Annotated in this window: 18 protein-coding genes; 6 read left to right on the forward strand and 12 right to left on the reverse strand. The window is 63.4% G+C overall.

What is annotated here, in order from left to right; genetic code table 11:
• Positions 1 to 153: 153 nt before the first annotated feature.
• The 6 genes from C7455_RS06120 (at position 154) to idi (ending at position 6469) form a co-directional block, all read left to right on the forward strand.
• Complete coding sequence (locus C7455_RS06120; protein WP_109666558.1) at positions 154 to 978, forward strand: cobalamin B12-binding domain-containing protein; 825 nt, start codon at positions 154 to 156, stop codon at positions 976 to 978.
• Complete coding sequence (ppsR, locus tag C7455_RS06125) at positions 944 to 2440, forward strand: transcriptional regulator PpsR (RefSeq protein ID WP_342767619.1); 1497 nt, start codon at positions 944 to 946, stop codon at positions 2438 to 2440. The genes C7455_RS06120 and ppsR overlap by 35 nt, the downstream gene beginning before the upstream one ends.
• A 114-nt stretch (positions 2441 to 2554) precedes the next feature.
• Positions 2555 to 3478, forward strand: a complete 924-nt coding sequence (gene chlG, locus C7455_RS06130) for a chlorophyll synthase ChlG (RefSeq protein ID WP_109666560.1) — start codon at positions 2555 to 2557, stop codon at positions 3476 to 3478.
• The gene (locus tag C7455_RS06135) at positions 3475 to 4767 is read left to right on the forward strand and encodes a BCD family MFS transporter (RefSeq protein WP_109666834.1); all 1293 of its coding nucleotides are present in this window, start codon (positions 3475 to 3477) and stop codon (positions 4765 to 4767) included. The genes chlG and C7455_RS06135 overlap by 4 nt, the downstream gene beginning before the upstream one ends.
• A gap of 2 nt (positions 4768 to 4769) precedes the next feature.
• Positions 4770 to 5951: a geranylgeranyl diphosphate reductase gene (locus tag C7455_RS06140; RefSeq protein ID WP_109666835.1), complete on the forward strand. Its 1182-nt coding sequence runs from the start codon at positions 4770 to 4772 to the stop codon at positions 5949 to 5951.
• Positions 5948 to 6469: an isopentenyl-diphosphate Delta-isomerase gene (gene idi, locus C7455_RS06145; protein ID WP_109666561.1), complete on the forward strand. Its 522-nt coding sequence runs from the start codon at positions 5948 to 5950 to the stop codon at positions 6467 to 6469. The genes C7455_RS06140 and idi overlap by 4 nt, the downstream gene beginning before the upstream one ends.
• A gap of 33 nt (positions 6470 to 6502) precedes the next feature.
• On the opposite strand, the gene dxs is transcribed toward idi, so the two are convergent.
• The 12 genes from dxs to C7455_RS06205 form a co-directional block, all read right to left on the reverse strand.
• Positions 6503 to 8422, reverse strand: a complete 1920-nt coding sequence (gene dxs / locus C7455_RS06150) for a 1-deoxy-D-xylulose-5-phosphate synthase (protein ID WP_109666562.1) — start codon at positions 8420 to 8422, stop codon at positions 6503 to 6505.
• Positions 8423 to 8594: 172 nt separating this feature from the next.
• A complete protein-coding gene (gene pufC / locus C7455_RS06155) occupies positions 8595 to 9692 on the reverse strand; it encodes a photosynthetic reaction center cytochrome PufC (protein WP_109666564.1) in 1098 nt (365 codons plus the stop codon).
• Between the two features lie 3 nt (positions 9693 to 9695).
• Complete coding sequence (pufM, locus tag C7455_RS06160; protein ID WP_109666565.1) at positions 9696 to 10700, reverse strand: photosynthetic reaction center subunit M; 1005 nt, start codon at positions 10698 to 10700, stop codon at positions 9696 to 9698.
• A complete protein-coding gene (pufL, locus tag C7455_RS06165) occupies positions 10700 to 11602 on the reverse strand; it encodes a photosynthetic reaction center subunit L (RefSeq protein ID WP_109666567.1) in 903 nt (300 codons plus the stop codon). The genes pufM and pufL overlap by 1 nt, the downstream gene beginning before the upstream one ends.
• 144 nt (positions 11603 to 11746) lie before the next feature.
• Positions 11747 to 11911 (reverse strand): light-harvesting antenna LH1, alpha subunit, encoded by a 165-nt coding sequence (gene pufA, locus C7455_RS06170; RefSeq protein ID WP_109666569.1) that lies wholly within the window; start codon positions 11909 to 11911, stop codon positions 11747 to 11749.
• A 14-nt stretch (positions 11912 to 11925) separates the two neighbouring features.
• Positions 11926 to 12075, reverse strand: coding sequence for a light-harvesting antenna LH1, beta subunit (gene pufB / locus C7455_RS06175; protein ID WP_109666570.1), 150 nt, complete (start codon positions 12073 to 12075; stop codon positions 11926 to 11928).
• Between the two features lie 214 nt (positions 12076 to 12289).
• Positions 12290 to 12508: a cytochrome PufQ gene (gene pufQ / locus C7455_RS06180; RefSeq protein WP_109666572.1), complete on the reverse strand. Its 219-nt coding sequence runs from the start codon at positions 12506 to 12508 to the stop codon at positions 12290 to 12292.
• A complete protein-coding gene (gene bchZ, locus C7455_RS06185) occupies positions 12505 to 13983 on the reverse strand; it encodes a chlorophyllide a reductase subunit Z (protein WP_109666573.1) in 1479 nt (492 codons plus the stop codon). The genes pufQ and bchZ overlap by 4 nt, the downstream gene beginning before the upstream one ends.
• The gene (gene bchY, locus C7455_RS06190) at positions 13984 to 15555 is read right to left on the reverse strand and encodes a chlorophyllide a reductase subunit Y (RefSeq protein ID WP_109666575.1); all 1572 of its coding nucleotides are present in this window, start codon (positions 15553 to 15555) and stop codon (positions 13984 to 13986) included.
• Positions 15556 to 15559: 4 nt separating this feature from the next.
• Positions 15560 to 16561: a chlorophyllide a reductase iron protein subunit X gene (locus tag C7455_RS06195; RefSeq protein ID WP_109666577.1), complete on the reverse strand. Its 1002-nt coding sequence runs from the start codon at positions 16559 to 16561 to the stop codon at positions 15560 to 15562.
• A complete protein-coding gene (bchC, locus tag C7455_RS06200) occupies positions 16558 to 17499 on the reverse strand; it encodes a chlorophyll synthesis pathway protein BchC (RefSeq protein WP_109666578.1) in 942 nt (313 codons plus the stop codon). Before bchC ends, C7455_RS06195 begins: the two co-directional genes overlap by 4 nt.
• Before the next feature lie 126 nt (positions 17500 to 17625).
• On the reverse strand, positions 17626 to 18765 hold the full coding sequence (locus C7455_RS06205; protein WP_109666580.1) for a methyltransferase: 1140 nt from the start codon (positions 18763 to 18765) through the stop codon (positions 17626 to 17628).

An 18765-nucleotide genomic window follows, 5' to 3' on the forward strand; every position in this document is an offset into this window, starting at 1 on the left:
AAAAAGGATCGGTGCCTCACCTTGAAACCGACATAATGTCAATTTACTTTGACAGCAGACACGGGATGGGCGACACTCTCCCAAACCATTTGCTGCCCGACCGGCGCGAGACCACAGAATGACGTTGGAGGGGGGCGCAAGCGGTGGCATCACATGAAAGACGACTCGTATAGCAGCGTGCATGCCTCTCTGGCGAACGGGGGGGCCGAGGTCCGGCAGCTGGCGCAACATGCGCTTGCCGTCCTCGCAGCCGACGGCCCCGGCCGAGGAGACGGCTTGGGCCGCAAACTCGAGCAATTGCTCGAGGCGTTCTTGTCGTCCGACGAAGACAAACGCCACGACATGCTGATGCGGCTGCGACAAGACGGTGTGCCCATCGGCGACATCATCGACCACATCCTGCCCGCTGTGGCCCGGATCATGGGCGAGCGTTGGGCAGCGGATCAGATCAGCTTTGCCCATGTGACCATCGGCACGGCCCGCCTGCAGGAGGCGGTGCGCGTGCTAGGCTGGCATGACAAGACCCGGCAGCGCGTCGCCGAAACGGCGCCGGTCATCTTGTTGATCATTCCAAAGCCCGAACACCACACACTCGGCGCCTTCGTTCTGGCCGATCAGTGGCGGCGGATGGGCTTTAGGGTCGATATCGCGATAGACCAGCACCCACGCCAGATCGCGGACATGCTGCGCAAGCGCCGCTATGTGATGATCGGCATTACCGCCGCAGGGCGCAGGACGCTTGCATCGGCAAGGGAATTGGTGGACACAATCCGCCTTACCGCAGCGCGCGCGACGCCTATCTTTGTTGGTGGCGCGGTCCTGGATCGGGACATTGATGTCCTTGCGATCACCGGGGCCGACCACGTCGCGCGCGATGCGGGGTCGGCCTTGCGGGTGTGCGGGCTTGTCGATGCGGGGTGGGAGGCCCCGTCGCTTGTAACGAATGACCATGCCGGTCCACGTCATGACCGGCGGTGAGGACATGGATCGCATGAACACGCGCGTAACGGATTTTCTCGGCCAGCCCTCGGCATCGGCCATCGCGCCGGAGCAGTTCAGCGAGATCGTGACCACAGCCGCAGATCTTGCCATCGTGCTCGACATGCAGGGCACGGTGAAAACCGTGATCGTGAACCCGCTCAACCCTACGCTCGGGCGTCTTGACCACTGGAAAGACCGCGATATCCGCGAGTTCATGGCCGAAGACAGCCTGCCCAAGCTCGAAACCCAGCTGGAAGCCTATCGCAAAGGACAGAAGGGTACGGTCGACGCGATCGAAGTGAACCACTTCGACAACGCGAACTGGGAATTCCCGATCCGCTACACGCTGCACAAGACGGGCAATCCCGACATCATCTTGATGCTGGGCCGCGACCTGCGCCCCATCGCTGAGCTCCAGCACCGGCTGGTCAAGGCACAGCTGGCGCTGGAAAAGGATTACGAGACCCACCGCGACTACGAAACGCGCTACCGGGTCATCATGGAGGCGTCGCGCGATGCGCTGGTGCTGGTCGATGTCGCGTCGGGGCGGATCGTCGACCTGAACGCCGCGGCGGCGCAAGTGCTGGGCGCGGATGCCGATACCCTAACCGGCAGCGCCTTCACGCAGGAATTCGACGGCCGCAAGCGGGGCGAGTTCATCGAAGGCCTCGTGCTGTCGGCAAGCGACGACACTAGCGGTCCCGTTCCGGTCAAGACGCGGCGCGGCAAGCTGGATGTGGCGATCCACCCGATCGTGTTCCGCGCGGCAGGCGACAAATCGCTTTTGTGCCGGATCGAGACGGCGAAAAGCGCCGAGAGCGTTGCCGCGGAGTTGTCCGGCGCGCTGGCGCAACTGTTCCGCGAGGGGCCCGACGCCGTGGTCATCACCGATGCCATCGGCATTATCCGGACGGTAAACGAAGCGTTCCTGAACCTGACCGAGGCGGGCAGCGCCAGCGACGTCAAGGGCAAGTCTTTGGCCGATTTCCTCTCGCGCGGAAGTGTCGACCTGAAGGTGCTGACCGACAATGCGACCCGCGCCGGCAAAATGCGGATGTATGCAACCCGACTGGAAGGGGCCTTTGGCTCGCAACTTTCGGTGGAACTGTCGGCCACGCATCTGAATGCCGGTGGCACGTCGGGCTTTGCCTTCGTGATCCGCGACACCTCGCGGATGGAGGTGGTGCGCGACCCGACCGCCTCGGTGATCCCCGGCCCCGGCCCGGTGTCGGATGATGCAATGCGCAACGTGATGGATCTGGTCGGCTCCGCTCCGCTCAAGGATATCGTCGCGGCCACGACCGATGTGGTCGAAAAGATGTGCATCGAGACGGCTGTGGAGCTGACCGACAACAACCGTGTTGCCGCCGCCGAGATGCTGGGCCTGTCCCGTCAATCGCTGTATGTAAAGCTGCGCAAATACGGTCTGCTCAACCGCAACGACCGCAGCGGCGCCTGACCTTTCCCTGATCTGCGCAGCGTCTTTGCCGCCCTCCAGACGGGGCCTGCGATGTATGCGTCTACCTTCCTTTACACTTGCCGACTCGTAAACTGTCAGGCTATGTTTACACTCATGAGTGTAACGACCGACCTCACCCCGACCCCATCGCACCGAAGCCTGCCCGAACCACGGGCGGTCCTGACGTTGCTGAAACCGATTACATGGTTCCCGCCGATGTGGGCCTACCTGTGTGGCGCAGTCTCGGCGGGCGTATCGCCTTCGGGGCAGTGGCTTGCAGTCATCTTGGGCGTGATCCTGGCCGGTCCCATCGTCTGCGGCATGAGCCAAGCGGCGAACGACTGGTGCGACCGCCATGTGGACGCCATCAATGAACCGCATCGTCCGATCCCGTCGGGGCGCATCCCGGGCCGCTGGGGCCTGTGGATTGCAATCTTCATGTCGGTCGCGGCTGCGCTGATAGGTTTGGCCCTCGGCCCATGGGGTTTCGGCGCCACGCTGGTCGCCATCGCCGCCGCCTGGGCCTATTCGGCCGAACCCGTGCGCCTCAAGCGGTCAGGATGGTGGGGCCCGGGCCTTGTCGGGCTGTCGTATGAAAGCCTGCCCTGGTTCACCGGCGCCGCCGTTCTGGCCGCTGGTGCGCCGTCCTGGCCGGTCATCATCGTAGCCGTCCTTTATGGCATCGGCGCGCATGGGATCATGACGCTCAACGATTTCAAGGCGCTGGAGGGCGACCGGCAGATGGGCGTCAATTCCCTGCCCGTCACGCTTGGCCCGGAACGGGCCGCGAAACTGGCTTGCGTGGTCATGGCCGTGCCGCAGGTCATCGTCTTTGCCCTGCTGTTCTTCGTCTGGGATCGCCCGGTGCATGGTCTGGCCATCGCCGTGTCGCTGATCGCGCAAGCCTACGCGATGCAGGTTCTGCTCCGCGACCCCAAAGGACGTGCGCCGTGGTATAACGGGGTCGGTGTCACGCTTTATGTCTCTGGCATGATGGTCACGGCCTTCGCCGTCCGCACGCTGGAGACATGGCCGTGACGCTATCCTGGCTCCAGATCGTGCGCCTTGGCTTTGTGCAGATGGCGCTGGGGGCCATCGTCGTCTTGATGACCTCGACGCTCAACCGGTTGATGGTGGTGGAACTGGCGCTGCCTGCCGTCCTGCCTGGCGCATTGGTGGCGCTGCATTACGGCATCCAGATCACCCGGCCCCAATGGGGCTACAAATCCGACACCGGGGGCAAGCGGACGCGCTGGATCATCGGCGGCATGGGTATTCTTGCGCTGGGCGGGCTGACAGCAGCCTATGGCGTCGTGCTGATGGAAACCTCCTGGATGGCGGGCTTGATCGTGTCAGTTCTTGCCTATGCCGCGATTGGCGTGGGGGTCGGCGCCTCGGGCACGTCGCTGCTGGCACTGCTGGCCACGTCCACCGCGCCGCACCGTCGCCCTGCCGCGGCAACGATCACATGGCTGATGATGATCTTCGGCATCGCCGTGACGGCGGGGGTGTCGGGCCAGTTCCTCGACCCCTACACGCCCCTGCGTCTGATGGAAGTCGTCGGCGTCGTCACCTTGGGCGCCTTTGTCGTCACCTGCCTTGCCGTCCATGGGATCGAGCGCCGCGTCATCGCCCGGCCCGAAGGCCAGAGCGCCCCGTTCCTTGACGGCATGCGCGAGGTTTGGGCCGAACCCAAGGCCCGGATGTTCACCTTGTTCGTCTTTTTAAGCATGACCGCCTATTTCATGCAGGAACTGATCCTGGAACCCTATGCCGGCCTCGTCTTCGGCTTCACGCCCGGCCAGTCGACCACGCTGTCGGGCGCGCAGAATGGCGGGGTTTTTCTTGGCATGGTCGTGGTCGGCATCGCGGGCACCGCGCTCAGGCTCTTCACGCTCAAGACATGGGTGGTGGCTGGCTGCATCGGGTCGGCGGCGTCGCTTGTGGGTATTTCGGCGCTGGGCCAGATCGGGCCAACCGCACCCTTGCTGCCTGCTGTCGTCACGATGGGCTTTTTCAACGGCATGTTCGCGGTCGCGGCGATCGGCAGCATGATGGCGCTGGCCGGCGAGGGACGCGAGGCGCGCGAAGGCACGCGGATGGGCCTGTGGGGTGCCGCGCAGGCCATCGCCGCTGGCTTTGGCGGATTGGCGGGCGCCGCGTTGGCCGATCTGGCGCGGCTTGTTACCGATGACGCCTCGGCCTTTGGCGCCGTGTTCACGTTCGAGGCCCTTCTTTACCTTGCAGCCGCCGTCATGGCGCTGCGGGTGATGGAGGGCAAAACATCCATGTCGCCCCAGACCGGCGCGACGGTTCCGGGGGAATGACCATGAAATACGATGTCGTTGTCGTGGGCGGCGGCCCCTCGGGCGCAACAGCCGCCGAGGATCTGGCGCGCTCCGGGCACAAGGTGGCGATGATCGACCGCGCAGGCCGGATCAAGCCCTGCGGCGGTGCGATCCCGCCCCGCCTGATCCGTGATTTCCACATTCCGGACGATCAACTGGTCGCAAAGATCACGACTGCGCGCATGATCTCGCCCACCGGCCGCCGCGTCGACATCCCGATCGAAAACGGCTTTGTCGGCATGGTCGACCGGGAGCATTTCGACGAATTCCTGCGGGTGCGCGCGCAAGCGGCTGGCGCGGAGCGCGTGACCGGCACCTATACCAAGATCACCCGCGACAAGGACGGGACGCACGTCCACTACCGCGACAAGGCCAGCGGCGAGGATCGGGCACTGACCACCAAGCTTGTGATCGGCGCCGATGGCGCGCGCTCGAACGTTGCGCGCACGGAAATCAAGGACGGCGACAAGATCCCTTATGTCATCGCTTACCATGAAATCGTCGAGGCCCCCGGCCCCCGCGGGGACTATCACCCCGACCGCTGCGACGTGATCTATGACGGACGCATCAGCCCCGATTTCTACGGCTGGGTGTTTCCGCATGGCAAATCGGCCAGCATCGGGATGGGAAGCTTCCTGAAGGAGGTGGATCTGAAGAAGGCCACTGCCGATCTGCGCGAAGCCTCCGGCCTGACCGATTGCAAGACCATCCGCAAGGAAGGCGCGCCGATCCCGCTGCGCCCGCTGGACGAATGGGACAACGGCCGCGACGTGGTGCTGGCGGGCGATGCCGCGGGCGTCGTGGCACCGTCATCTGGCGAAGGGATCTACTATGCCATGGTTGGCGGCCGCGTCGCTGCGATTGCAGCGGCGACCAAGCTGCAGACCGGGATGATCAAAGACCTGCAACTTGCCCGTAAGCTGTTCATGCGGGAGCATAAATCGGTCTTCAAGGTGTTGGGCGCGATGCAAAACGCCTATTACAAATCCGACGAACGCCGGGAACGCTTCGTGTCGCTGTGCCATGATGTCGACGTTCAGCGCCTGACCTTCGAAGCCTACATGAACAAGGAGCTGGTCAAGGCGCGCCCGCTTGCCCATATCAAGATCGGCATCAAGAACCTTGCCCATCTGACCGGCCTTGTGGCCCCGACACACGTATGACCGACATGATCCCGGCCTGGGTGAACGGCATATTGACCCCTGTGGAAAAACTGGAGGCCCATCAAAAGGGCATCCGGCACAAGGCGATTTCCGTTTTTCTGATGCGCGGCGACAAAGTGCTTCTGCAAAGGCGAGCCATGGGAAAGTATCACACCCCTGGGTTGTGGGCCAACACCTGCTGTACCCATCCACATTGGGGAGAAACGGCATTGGACTGTGCAACGCGCAGACTGGATCAGGAGTTGGGGATTGTTGATATCGCGCTGACTTTTCGCGATACGGTTGAGTATCGCGCCGATGTCGGCAGCGGGCTGATCGAACACGAAGTTGTGGATATCTTTGTGGGCGAAATGCCCCAAGGTCAGGAACCTGCGCCAAATCCCGACGAGGTCATGGACACGATCTGGCAACCCCTGCCCGACCTGATGCGCACGGTGGTCGAGAACCCCAAGGGTTTCACCCCTTGGCTGCAGATTTACCTCCGCGACCACGCCGGCGTGATCTTTCTCGACGCCTGACGCACCGCACCGAAAGCCTGTTGGCCCGCGCTGTTACGCGCGGGCTTTTTCGTGGATCGTTGCCACGCCAAGCGCATCCAGCGCGGCGGCGGCGATATCCTGTGCCGTCAGGCCTGCATCGGCATACATGTCGGCAGGGCTGGCCTGATCGATGAAGCGGTCAGGCAGGTGCAGGGTGCGGATCGCGACCCCCCCGTCCAGTTGTCCGGTCGCCGCCAGATGGTGGAGAACGATGGCGCCAAAGCCAAGCATCGCGCCCTGTTCGACTGTGACAAGCGCGGAATGACCGGCGACCAGACGGTCCACCAGATCGGCATCCAGCGGCTTGGCAAAGCGCGCGTCGGCGATGGTGACGCTCAACCCCCGCGCCTCAAGCGCGCGGGCAGCGTCGGTGGCCTCGGCCAGATGTGCGCCGAAGCTCAGGATCGCGACGTCGCGGCCGTCTTGCAGGATACGGCCTTTGCCAATCTCCAGCACTGCTCCCTTTTCCGGCATGGCCACGCCGGTGCCCTCCCCCCGCGGATAGCGCAGGGCAATGGGTCCGCTGTCATGGGCTGCGGCGGTGGCCATCATGTGGACCATCTCGGCCTCATCGGCGCAGGCCATGACGGTCATGTTGGGCAAAGCTGCGAGATAGCCGATGTCAAAGGCGCCCGCGTGGGTCGGCCCATCGGCCCCCACCAGCCCGGCGCGGTCGATCATGAAACGGACGGGCAGGTTTTGCAGCGCGACGTCATGCACGACTTGGTCATAACCGCGCTGCAAGAAGCTGGAATAGATCGCGCAGAACGGCTTCATGCCGCCTGCCGCCATTCCAGCGGCAAAGGTCACGGCATGCTGTTCTGCGATTCCCACGTCGAAAACGCGCCCCGGCATCGCCTTTTGCAAGATGTTGAGGCCGGTGCCGCCGGGCATCGCAGCGGTGATGCCGACAATGGCAGAATCCGTCTCGGCATGGCGTAGCAGACACTGACCAAAGACATTGGTGTAGGCGGGCGCATTGGGTGTCGATTTCTTCTGCACGCCGGTCGCGACGTCGAACTTGTTCACGCCGTGATAGCAGTCGTCCGACAGTTCGGCAGGGGCATAGCCCTTGCCCTTGACGGTGACGGCATGGATCAGCACCGGGCCGGTGGCGCGCGCCTTGGCCGAGCGAAGCACGTTGAGCAATTGCCCCATGTCATGCCCATCGACCGGGCCAATGTAGGTAAAGCCCAGATGTTCAAAGAGCGTCGCGGATTTGGGGTGGCCAGTGACCAGCTCGCGCGCGCGCTCCGCGCCCTGACGCAGAGGTTCGGGCAGATGCTGCGCGACGCCATCTGCGATGTCGCGCAAGGCAGCCAGCGGCGAGTTCTTGGACAGGTTGGCCAGATAGCTCGACATCGCACCGGTGGGCGGTGCGATGGACATGTCGTTGTCGTTGAGGATGACGAAAAGGCGCCGACCGATATGGCCCGCGTTGTTCAGCGCCTCATAGGCCATGCCCGCGCTGATCGACCCGTCGCCGATGACGGCAATGGCGTCGCCCGTCGCCTGCCCCATCTCGCGCGCCATGGCAAAGCCCAGCGCCGCGGAAATGGAGGTGGACGAATGCGCCGCCCCGAAAGGGTCATAGTCGGATTCCGACCGTTTGGTGAATCCGCTCAACCCGTCCTTCTGGCGCAGGGTGCGGATGCGGTCGCGGCGTCCGGTGACGATCTTGTGGGGGTAGCACTGGTGACCAACATCCCAGACCAGCTTGTCATAGGGGGTGTTGAACACCGCATGGATCGCCACGGTCAGCTCGACCACGCCGAGCGATGATCCCAAATGCCCGCCGGTTTCCGACACGGCCGAGATCGTCTCGGCGCGCAACTCGTCGGCGCATTGCTTGAGTTCGGCATCGGTCAGGCGTCGCAGGTCGGCCGGATAGGTCACGCGGTCAAGAACGGGGGTGTGGGGTCTGTCGGTCATTCTGCGGCCCTCCCGAACCGGTGGAGTGAAGACGAAAGAACCGCGAACAGGGTCTGAACCTGCCCGCGGCTTCAGGAAACTTGCGATGGGACGCAAGGATTGGTCTGAGCCGGGGGCGGGGCGATTCCGCGCCCCCGGTCGCAAGTGATATGGGCCGCGGCCCGCATCATCCCTACTCGAAAGCCGAATAGTCGGGTTCGCCATCCAGAACGGCCAGTTCGGGCCAGTTGCGGATCACGTTCAACCCGTTGAGCGGCTGCTGTTCGCCCTGATGGCAGGTGCGGCAGGCCAGTTTCGGCACATCGGCATAGACCGGACCCAGCCGTTCCGCTGGCAGCACGTCCTGCAACGGCAGGATGTATTCGGCCAGCGTCTCTTGAACCATGATGATCCCAAGACCCGCGGTGGCCCATTGCGGGGTCACCTGGCTGGGGTCGTAGAACGCACGGGTATTGTGGCAGAAGGTGCAGTTCACGCCCAGAGAGTTCGAGAAGTAGTTCATGAAGGCATAGGTACGTTCGGTCTGCTGGATCAGCGGATCGCCCGGCTGGTTGGCGACGCGGCTTTCGAGGTCATGCACGTTGATGGCGGCATAATTCCCGTCGGCATCCGCCAGCAGGTAGGTCTCGAGGTAATCGGACGGCAGCGAGGTGAAGTTCGACACCATCGTCACCCGGTTCTGGTTCGCCGACCATCCGGCCACGTTCGAATTGACCGGGCTGACCTGAAACCAGACGTTGTTCGGCACCGGCTGTCCGCGGTGGCAGGTGTAACAGGTCACCCCTACCTCCGCGTTGGCCTGAACGTGCGCCGCCCAGTTCTGGTTGATGTTCTGGGTCATCTCGATCATCGAGTAAGCGACCGTCGTCTGGTAGCTGTCGTTGCCGGGCTCCAGAAGATCCGGAATTCCGGTCCAGTCGCGCATCGCCGTGACCAGACGCTCGTAGTTCTCGGGCGTCAGGTTGGCCAGCGACGGCGGCACCCCCTCGGCGTCGCCCATAAGGGCGGCACCGTCGGCAGGCACGATCGGTTCCGAGGTAAAGAACCCCTCGACGTCGGGATACACGGCAAGATCCGAGACGAACTCCTGAACATGCATACCCGTACCGCGCGGGCCGGTCTGTTGGCTTTCTGTGGGGAATGGCTGGCCAAAGCCCACGATCATCGCTGCAACAAAGACGGCCGATCCAGCTACCCCGACCGCAATGGCAGGGCCAAAGATGTTGGTCGGATTGTCCTTGTTCCAGTTGTCAAACCACTTGGGAAACATGGTTCAGTTACCTCCCGGCGCGATGCCGCCAAAGTCGGCGTAGGTACCATAGGCCTCATAGCCATAGTCGCCGAGATATTCGGGGGCGAAGTTGTGTTCGATGGCCCAGATGAACCAGTTGTCCACGACCGTGCCGGTCAGAAGGATACCGATGCCGCCGGTGATCGGGGTCAGGACCGCGAACCACCAAGCCCAGCGGTGGATGCCTTCCATCGTGGCGTTGAAGCCCATCGTCCAGCGCCAGAACAGGCCGGCGCGTTCGGATGCCGTGCCGCGGTCGTAGATCTGTTCCAGTTCCCGGTCGCCGCCATAGCGGGAGACGGCAAGGATGGTCGCGCCATGCATGGCGAACAGCAGGACGGAGCCATAGAGGAACACGATCGAAAGCGCATGGAACGGGTTGTAGTAGAGGTTTCCGTAGCGGATCGAGAAGGCGGTCGTCCAGTCAAGGTGCGGGAAGATGCCGTAGGGCACCGCCTCGGACCAAGACCCCATCAGGATGGGACGGAACAAGCCCAGCACGAGGAAGAGCCAGATCGCGGCAAGGAAAGCCCAGGCGATGTGTTTGCCCATCTTGTGCTGTGCCGCCAGCAGGTAGGTGCGGACCCACCACATCATGACCGAGATCAACAAGAAGAAGCTCGAGATGATGTACCAGCCGCCGTCATTGAGCGGTGGCATGCGCAGGCCCCATTCCGGGCCCGGCGGTTCCAGCGCCAGCCAGAACAGCTGGCGCACGAATTCGGGGATCGACCACCCGACCTGTGACAGCATGTTCAGACCGACGATGTTGAACCAGAGCGTGCCGGTGGCAAGGCTGATGACACCGGCCCAGCCCAGATAGATCGGTCCGATCTGCGCATTGCCGAGCCAGCCGGCCAAGTTGGAGAAGGTCGCGGTCTTGGTGCGCTCTCCTCCCTGGATGTTGTCGGCCAGTTCCATGCCCATCTCGGGCTCGCCTCGCACCTGCACCTGAGTGAAGATGTTTTGATATTCGAAGTAGGCCATTACTGGGTCCCCCCGACGACTGCCGGTGCATTCGCACCGTAGGTCTCAAGATAGGTGGAGGTGTGAACCGGGCCGGCGTCGGGCCAGATCGGCAGGGTCAACCACCAGTTCCACCACTCGGGCCAGCCGGATGTCCAGACCGGGCCGGAGATGATGATACAGACTGCGCTCCAGAACCCAGCGTTCAGCGCCAGCAGAAGACCAACGCGGTGAATGCCCAGCGTACCGATCGAATAGCCGATGAAGTCGCGGAAAAAGGTGTCCTCGTGATCGGGCGTCTTGGCTTCCTCACCCTTTTCGGGATTGGCCGCCGACAAGATGAGTCCACCGTGCAACGCAAGTGCGAAGGTCGTCGCGAAGAAGAACGACACCGCGATCATATGCGCCGGGTTGTAATGGAAGTGCAGGTAGGCGTAGCCGACGTTTGACACCCAGTCGAGGTGGCTGAAGATGCCATAGGGAAAACCGTGACCCCAGGCGCCCATCAGAAGCGGGCGGAACACCACGAGTGTTACATAGGCGAAAATCGCAACGCCGAAAGCGATGGGAACATGATAGCCCATGCCCAGTTTGCGGCTGATCTCGACCTCGCGCAGCGCCCAGGACACGAAGGCCCCGATCGCGCAGAAGGTGATGATCTGCCAAAGACCGCCCTCCATGAGCGGCGCGAACCCGAGCCCGTAGCTCAGATCAGGGGGCGCGATGTTGATCGTCCAGGGGTTGAAGTTGCCATCCATGGCAGCTCCCCAGAAGATCAGGATCGTGCCCAAAAGGGCGAAAAACGCTGTCGTCACTCCGAAGAAGCCCACGTAGAAAGGCCCCACCCAGAAATCGAACAGATCGCCGCCAATCAGCGTCCCTCCGCGGACGCGATATTTTTTTTCGAAGCTTAGCAAAGCCATGCGTCTGTCTCCGCGTTCGGCGGCGTCAACGGGCAGTGCCGGTCAGCCGTCAGTCAAATCAATCGGATCGCTGCGGGCGGGACGACATCCGCGCCGCCCGCAGCAAGACTGTTCCGCGCCCATCGGGCGCAGATGCAGGTCAGATCAGCCGCCGAAGCCGGCGGTTGCTGCTGCGGACTCGAACCAGTTCAGGCCCGACGACAGAACCACCAGGTGGATCATCGCCGCGAGAAGGAACAGGAAGACGCCCTGAGCCACGAACACGCGGCGGGGGTCGAAAATGAGCCAGATCTTGTAGAACTTAGCCATGATTTAGCTCCTTCTCAGAACCAGGGTGCCCAGATGTACGTGGCAAGGTGAGCGACAAGGGCGACGGCCGAAAACAGCCAGAGCCCGCTCATGTATACCGCGTGCAGCTCTTGAGCCTGCTCGTCAGTAAGACCTGTGAAAGACAGGTCGGAATTATCAGCCATTTAACTTTCCTCCGGAACGTTAGACCGATGCCGCGAACCCCGCGGCCGGGCCCCGACAAGGCCTCATGCCCTGTCGGCCATTCGCCCCACCCCGGTCGCCCGGGATGTGGCAAATTCAGTATCGGCTCCGGTCGTCACGCCGAGTGTGTCTTGCGGTCCGACTGCCCACCTGTGGTCTGACGACAGGCTCTAGCGGGCAGGTCAGACCCGAAATTCAGGCCGAAAAGATCATCGGTGTGATGATCCGCGCCTGGCTCCAGGCGCGCTTGATCGGTCCCTTGTCGGTCAGGCCCCCCTGACGGATCGCGGCGAGCGCCCAAGTGATGGTCGCCAGCGGCAAGGTCGCCAGGAAAATGATCCCGAAGTAGATCATGAACTCGGTCTTGGGCTGTTTGTGCCGCGCGACCGGGTGGTCGGAGGTGAAGTCCGTCATCTTTCCTCTCCCTCGTTGAAATCGAACCCCGTGGGGGCGAGGGCCCGCACGGTATCTTTGACGACCCGCTCCGCCCCACCTGCGAGCGCTGCCTTTTCGGCAGCGTCCCTCAGCGATTTGGCGGCGGAAATGCGGGTCAATATCGGGTGTTCCTCGACAATCCGGTCGAGCAGCGCCTGCGCGTCGGCATCCCAGGGGAAGTCGCGCCGCAGTGTCGTCGGCGTGGCATCTGCGCGGTCCATGTCGGTGCCAAGCGGCAGGATGTGGAACAGGGCGTCGAACAGGCCGTTGCACACTTCCTGAATGAGGTAGGTCGCGCCGGCATAGCCCATGAAGGGTGTGCCGGTTGCGCGCCGGATGGCGGCGCCCGGAAAGCTGGCCGGCATGAACACGGGCTTTGGCCCATGCCCACCGGCCATTTCGGCGAGATACATCTTTTCGTTGATCGACCCCATCAGGACCAGCGGCCGCTTGCCATGGATCATCGCGCGAACCTCGTCATTGTTGGTCTTGCGACCGGCGATCCGGGCCACCGCAAAGGCGCAAGGCAGGCCCATGTCGGTTTCAAGGAACTGACGCACGCCACGAGCGTAGGTTTCATTCGCCACGATGCCGAAGCTTGCCGTGGCAAAGAAATCCTGCGTGACGGACCGCCACAGATCCCAGACCGGTTTGATCGTGGAATGCTTCTCGCGCTCGATGAAGGGCTCGGGGTCCAGACCCGTCAGCTCGCCCAGCTTGCGCAGGAATTTTGTGGTGGATTCGACCCCGATGGGCGCTTGCAGGTAGGGCTTGCCCAGAACCTCGCACAGGCCGCGACCGAACTCGCGGTACATGCAGATGTTCACATCCGCATTCACCAGATTGCGCATCTCGGCCACATGGCTGCCCAAGGGCATGACCATGTTGACCTCGGCCCCGATGCCTTCGACCAACCTGCGGATCTCGTGCAAATCGGACGGCATGTTGAACGTGCCATACATCGGCCCGAGGATGTTGACGCGGGGCGCATCGCCTTCCTCGCGCTTTTTCTCGGGCGGCATCCGGCCCTTGGTCATGCCGAATTCGGTAAAGATCCAGGTCATCGCGCGGTCGGCGGTCTGCCACTGATCCTCGTCGATGGTGCGCGGCAAGAAGCGTTGGATGTTGGTGCCCATGGGCGTGACGCCGCCCCCGATCATCTCGGAGATGGAGCCGGTGACGACCACGGCGGGCAGCGCCGGATCGATCGATTCCCAAGCACGCTTCATCGCGCCCTCGGTGCCGTCGCGGCCCAGTTCTTCTTCGCCCAGACCCGTCACGACGATGGGCAACTCATGCGGCGGCAGGCCGTCGGTGTAGTGCAGAACGGATGTCACCGGCAGGTTCTCGCAGCCCACCGGCCCGTCGATGATAACCTGAAGCCCTTTGACAGCGGTGAAGGCGTAAACCGAACCCCAATAACCACCGGCGCGGTCGTGATCTTGAATAAGCATCTAGATCATCTCCTCCGCCTTGGCCACGCGGGCGAGTTTGTCGAGCTTCTTTTGGTGGGCGGCGCGGAAATCGGGGCGCAGGTTGGGCGACCCTTCCCAGATGCCTGCGGTATCGCCTTCGCCGACCCCGGCGAAAAATTCGCGCATGTGGTCCATGCGGCCCTTGTTCGCCATGGCGGCGTTCACGACCTGTCCCAGGGAGCCTGCACCGGCCGGACCCATCAGGGGGCGGGCGGAAATCAGGTTGGTGAAGTAGAGCGACGGGATGCCCATCTCCTTGCCCTTCTGCACCACGGGCGTGGTGCCGATGGCGAGGTCAGGCTTGATCGCTTCCATCGCTGCGCAATCATCCTCGAGCGAGGCGCGGAACTTGATCTTGACGCCCTGCGCCTCCAGCCAGGCCACATCGGGCGCGGACCAGCGGGTTTTCGGGCAGGCGGTACCGACATAAGGCACCTCGGCGCCGCTTTCGATCAGCAGACGCGCAACCAGCAGCTCGGACCCTTCATAGCCCGACAGCGTGATCGTGCCCTTGATCGGGTTGGCGGCCAGACCGGCCTTGATCGCGGGCAGGAAGGCGTTCTTTGCGGCGGCCAGCTTGTCCTCGGTCACGCCATAGGCGTTGGCGATCGCATCAAGCCAGTCTGCTGTGCCATCCAGACCCACGGGGGCAGAGCCCACGATGGTGCGCCCGGCCGCCTCAAACTCGCGGATCGCGGCGGTGTAGAACGGGTGGATCGCAGCAACGACTTTGCTGTCCAAAGCAGAATAGAGCTCGCGCCACTCACGGCAGGGAACGACCGGACCTGCCGCCAGACCGAGTGGCGCGAGCATCCCTCCAATACCCAATGGGTCTGCAGGGAACATTTCGCCCAACAGGGTCACTGTCGGACGATCGGATTTGCCCGAGACGGGGGCTTGCACGGCGCCAGCCTCCACTTCCTTGCGGGCATAATTGAGCATGGCTCCGGCCAGAACATCCTTGGCCTCGGCGTGGGTGGGGATCCCGAAACCGGGCACGTCGATGCCGACGATCCGGACCCCGTTGATTTCATTGGGCAACAACCTGAGCGGCACGCCGGACGCGGTGGGCACACACAGGTTCGTCACGATGATGGCGTCGTAACGATCAGGGTCGGCCATGTCGTGGACCGCCTCGCGGATATCCTCGAACAGCTTGCCGGTGACGAGCGTTTCCGAATTGAAGGGCACGTAGCCGACCGACCGGCGCGCGCCGTAGAAATGGCTCACGAAGGTCAGGCCATAGACGCAGCAGGCAGAGCCAGACAGCACGGTCGCAGTGCGGCGCATCCGAAGGCCGACGCGCAGCGATCCAAAGGCCGGGCACATCGATTGCGGCTTGTCATGCGGGCCCTGCGGATAATCCTTGGCGTATTGGTCGAGGATGTCGGACTTGCCCGCCATGCGGGCCGCCTTTTCCATTTCGGCAGCGCCGGCGTGACAGCCCATGCCGTCGCCACCCTGCGGGGCGGAAACGGGTGTCTCGTCCTGCGCTTCGCCGCGGATCACCTCCACCGCTGCGCTGTCGTCGTATCTGATTTCCTCGGTCATCGGATCATGCCTCGTCGTAGATGACTTCGAGGGACGGTTTGATGACCGCGTTCTTGCCGCGCATGTCGGCGTCGGTTGCGGGCTCCAGCACGATGCCTTCGCCGGTTTCCGAGCCGTCGAACAGTTCGAGCAACTGGTCCTGCGACAGGGCGACGGGCTTCATCGGCGGCGCGACGGCAACATTGTCACCAAGCGCCGCGAACAGCGAACCCCATTCACTTTGCGCGGTGCCAACGATCTGGTAGTTCGCCGATTTCTTGCGCAGGTCGTCGTTTTGCGGGATCGCAGCCAGCACCGGGATGCCGACGCGTTCGGCAAAAGCTTGCGCCTCGCCCGAGCCGTCATCCTTGTTGATGACCAGACCGGCCACGCCGACATTGCCGCCGAGCTTGCGGAAATATTCCACGGCCGAGCAGACGTTGTTGGCGACATAGAGCGATTGCAGATCGTTCGAGGCGACCAGGATCACCTTTTGCGCCATGTCGCGGGCAATCGGCAGGCCGAAGCCGCCGCAGACCACGTCGCCCAGGAAGTCGAGCAGAACGTAGTCGAAATCCCAATCGTGGAAGCCCAGCTTTTCCAGCAGTTCGAAGCCGTGGATGATGCCACGCCCGCCGCAACCGCGACCGACCTCGGGGCCACCCAGTTCCATGGCGAACACGCCCGAGCGCTTGAAGCACACGTCGCCGATCTTGACCTCTTCGCCCGCCAGTTTCTTCAGCGTCGAGGTCTCGATGATCGTCGGGCAGGCCTTGCCGCCGAACAGCAGGCTGGTGGTGTCGGACTTGGGGTCGCAACCGATCAGCAGCACACGCTTGCCCTGCTCGGCCATCATGCAGCTGAGATTGGCGAGCGTGAAGGACTTACCGATGCCGCCCTTGCCATAGATCGCGATGATCTGCGTCTTCTTGGTGGGTTCGCCCTGCGGCACCTCGAGCGTCGGCTCGTTGGCTTCTTCGCGCAGTTTGGCGTCGTAATCGCGCAGGTTCGGAATATCGAGGCTCATGCGGCGTTCTCCCAGTTCAAGATCATTTTCAGGCAAGCCGGATCTTCGAACGCGGTCTGATACGCACTCTTGGCTTGGTCTGATGTCGTGGTGTGCGTGATCAGGCCGGACAGGCTCAGCGCACCGTGGTCGATCAGGTCGCGGGTGGCGACGAGGTCTTCGCGCGTCCATTCCGCGGCGATGCGGAACCGCGCCTCGCGCAGGAAGGCCGGCGGGAAGGAAAACTGCAGAGGTTCGGGGTAGAAACCCGCAAGCACGATCTCGCCGCCCTTGGCAAGTCGGCCGACCATAGTGTCAAGCAAGGATGACACGCCTGAAGCGTCATAGATGCAGCCATAGTCGCGGCGCTCATCCGCATCGGGATGGATGACGTTGTAGCCGGTGGCACCTGACTGGCGGTCTTCGTTGATTTCCCAGACAGTCGGGGCTTTGCCACCGGCGGCGATGGTCAGTCGCGCCAGCAGGCGGCCAAAGACGCCGTGGCCAATGATCAGCTCGGGCAGCTTGGTGTTCATGCCGGCAAGCGCGTGGCGCGCGGTCGCGGCCAGCGCCAAAAGCGCGCCCTCGGCGCCCAGCGCGCGGTCGATCCGCACGACACGGTCGGCGCCCGTCACCAGACGATGCGCGGCGCCCCCGAACAAGCCCTTGACGTCGCCGTAGCAATTCGCGCCGGGGACAAAAACGGTATCGCCGGGCTTGAAGCCGGTGCCGGGTGCAGCCTCGACCACCTCGCCCGCGGCCTCGTAGCCGGGGACAAGCGGGTAGCCCATACCGGGAAACGGGGGCATCTGGCCGGACCAGAACAGTTTCTCGGTGCCGGTGGAAATGCCCGAATGACGAACCGCGACCACCAGATCACCGGGGCCCGGATCGTTCAGCGTCACCTCACCCAATCCTAGGGTCTTGGGGCCTTGCAAGATGACGGCGGAGGTTCTCAAGGTCGTTGGTCCCGAGTGGTCTAGGGGTGGGATGTGGAAGAATCCCACCACTGCGGCATTCTGACTGTCAGTTTAACCTGACACTCTCTTATGTCAATCTCAATAGACACAACTGTCCGCCTTTCTTTACAGTTTCCGCGCTTCGACGACGGAGGTGATGAAGGGGCGGGCGGTCTTGCGGATGCGGATGTCGGTGAAACCGGCCGCTTCCAGATGGGTGGAAATCTCGGCAGCGCTGCGCGCCCGTCCCGTGCCCATCGCCAGGCAATACAGGCCGAAATAGGCGTCACCTGGCCGGTCGGGACGGTCGCCGCCCGACATCGGTTCGCTGATGATGATGCGGCCACCATCGGGCAATGCGGCATGCGCCTTGAGCAGGAGCTGACGCACCGTATCGTCGGCGTGATCGTAGAGAACCCTGATGAGGCTGATGGCGTCAGCCCCTGCCGGCAGCACATCGGTGCGGAAACTGCCGCCTGTGGTCTTGGTGCGGTCGGCAAGCCCAGCCTCGGCAAAGCGGGCTGTCGCGGGGTCTATCACCTGCGGCAAATCGAAGAGATGAAGCCTGAGTTCCGGCCACGCCTTGCCTACAGCGGACAAAAACGCGCCTGTGCCGCCACCGACATCCAGCAGCGTGCGGATGCTCTTGAGGTCAAGGACACGCAGGGCTTCTTCGGCCACCAGCGTCTGGCTTTGCGCCATCAGCTCGGAATAAGTTGCCGCGGTGTCCGGGTCGATGTGGCCACCAGCGCCGAAGACATAGGGCCAGAAGGCGGCAAGTTCCGTGTCAGGTGCATCGCGGAAGAAGGCGACCGGGTCGGCCATGTCGCGGTAGAGCACATCGTGGTGACGGATCATCTGCGCGAGCCCGGGAATACCGGGCAGCGCCGCCCCCAGACGGCCCAGCGCAAAACGCCCATCGCGCTGCCGTTGCATCAAGCCCAGCGCAGCGGCAGCCTGACACAACACGCGCATCCGGTGGGGGTTGATCCCGGTGCGCAAAGCCAGCCCCTCGACTGTGCGGGGTTGGGTCAACAGGTGGTCGGCCAGATCAAGCTGGACGAACGCCATCAGGACCTGACTGTGCAAGAAGCCCGCAACCAGATCGAACAGCGCCTCACCATCCTTGCGGGCGATGCGGGCGGCCACCGGCGTCCGCGCGGCCCATGTCTGGAACCGCCGCGACCGCAGGAGACCTGTCTTCCATGCATAGAGCCGGTCGCGCAGGCGCGGGCGGTCAGGGTCGGTCTGGTCGGCCACAGCCAT

The sequence above is a fragment of the Roseicyclus mahoneyensis genome (assembly GCF_003148775.1).
In the GTDB taxonomy this organism is placed as follows: Bacteria; Pseudomonadota; Alphaproteobacteria; order Rhodobacterales; family Rhodobacteraceae; genus Roseicyclus; species Roseicyclus mahoneyensis.

Excerpts from the sequence above, each read along its gene's own strand:
- C7455_RS06120 (WP_109666558.1), top strand. The coding sequence starts at position 154 with ATGAAAGACGACTCGTATAGCAGCGTGCATGCCTCTCTGGCGAACGGG.
- ppsR (WP_342767619.1), top strand. The coding sequence starts at position 944 with ATGACCATGCCGGTCCACGTCATGACCGGCGGTGAGGACATGGATCGC.
- chlG (WP_109666560.1), top strand. The coding sequence starts at position 2,555 with ATGAGTGTAACGACCGACCTCACCCCGACCCCATCGCACCGAAGCCTG.
- C7455_RS06140 (WP_109666835.1), top strand. The coding sequence starts at position 4,770 with ATGAAATACGATGTCGTTGTCGTGGGCGGCGGCCCCTCGGGCGCAACA.
- idi (WP_109666561.1), top strand. The coding sequence starts at position 5,948 with ATGACCGACATGATCCCGGCCTGGGTGAACGGCATATTGACCCCTGTG.
- dxs (WP_109666562.1), bottom strand. The coding sequence starts at position 8,422 with ATGACCGACAGACCCCACACCCCCGTTCTTGACCGCGTGACCTATCCG.
- pufC (WP_109666564.1), bottom strand. The coding sequence starts at position 9,692 with ATGTTTCCCAAGTGGTTTGACAACTGGAACAAGGACAATCCGACCAAC.
- pufM (WP_109666565.1), bottom strand. The coding sequence starts at position 10,700 with ATGGCCTACTTCGAATATCAAAACATCTTCACTCAGGTGCAGGTGCGA.
- pufL (WP_109666567.1), bottom strand. The coding sequence starts at position 11,602 with ATGGCTTTGCTAAGCTTCGAAAAAAAATATCGCGTCCGCGGAGGGACG.
- pufA (WP_109666569.1), bottom strand. The coding sequence starts at position 11,911 with ATGGCTAAGTTCTACAAGATCTGGCTCATTTTCGACCCCCGCCGCGTG.
- pufB (WP_109666570.1), bottom strand. The coding sequence starts at position 12,075 with ATGGCTGATAATTCCGACCTGTCTTTCACAGGTCTTACTGACGAGCAG.
- pufQ (WP_109666572.1), bottom strand. The coding sequence starts at position 12,508 with ATGACGGACTTCACCTCCGACCACCCGGTCGCGCGGCACAAACAGCCC.
- bchZ (WP_109666573.1), bottom strand. The coding sequence starts at position 13,983 with ATGCTTATTCAAGATCACGACCGCGCCGGTGGTTATTGGGGTTCGGTT.
- bchY (WP_109666575.1), bottom strand. The coding sequence starts at position 15,555 with ATGACCGAGGAAATCAGATACGACGACAGCGCAGCGGTGGAGGTGATC.
- C7455_RS06195 (WP_109666577.1), bottom strand. The coding sequence starts at position 16,561 with ATGAGCCTCGATATTCCGAACCTGCGCGATTACGACGCCAAACTGCGC.
- C7455_RS06205 (WP_109666580.1), bottom strand. The coding sequence starts at position 18,765 with ATGGCTGTGGCCGACCAGACCGACCCTGACCGCCCGCGCCTGCGCGAC.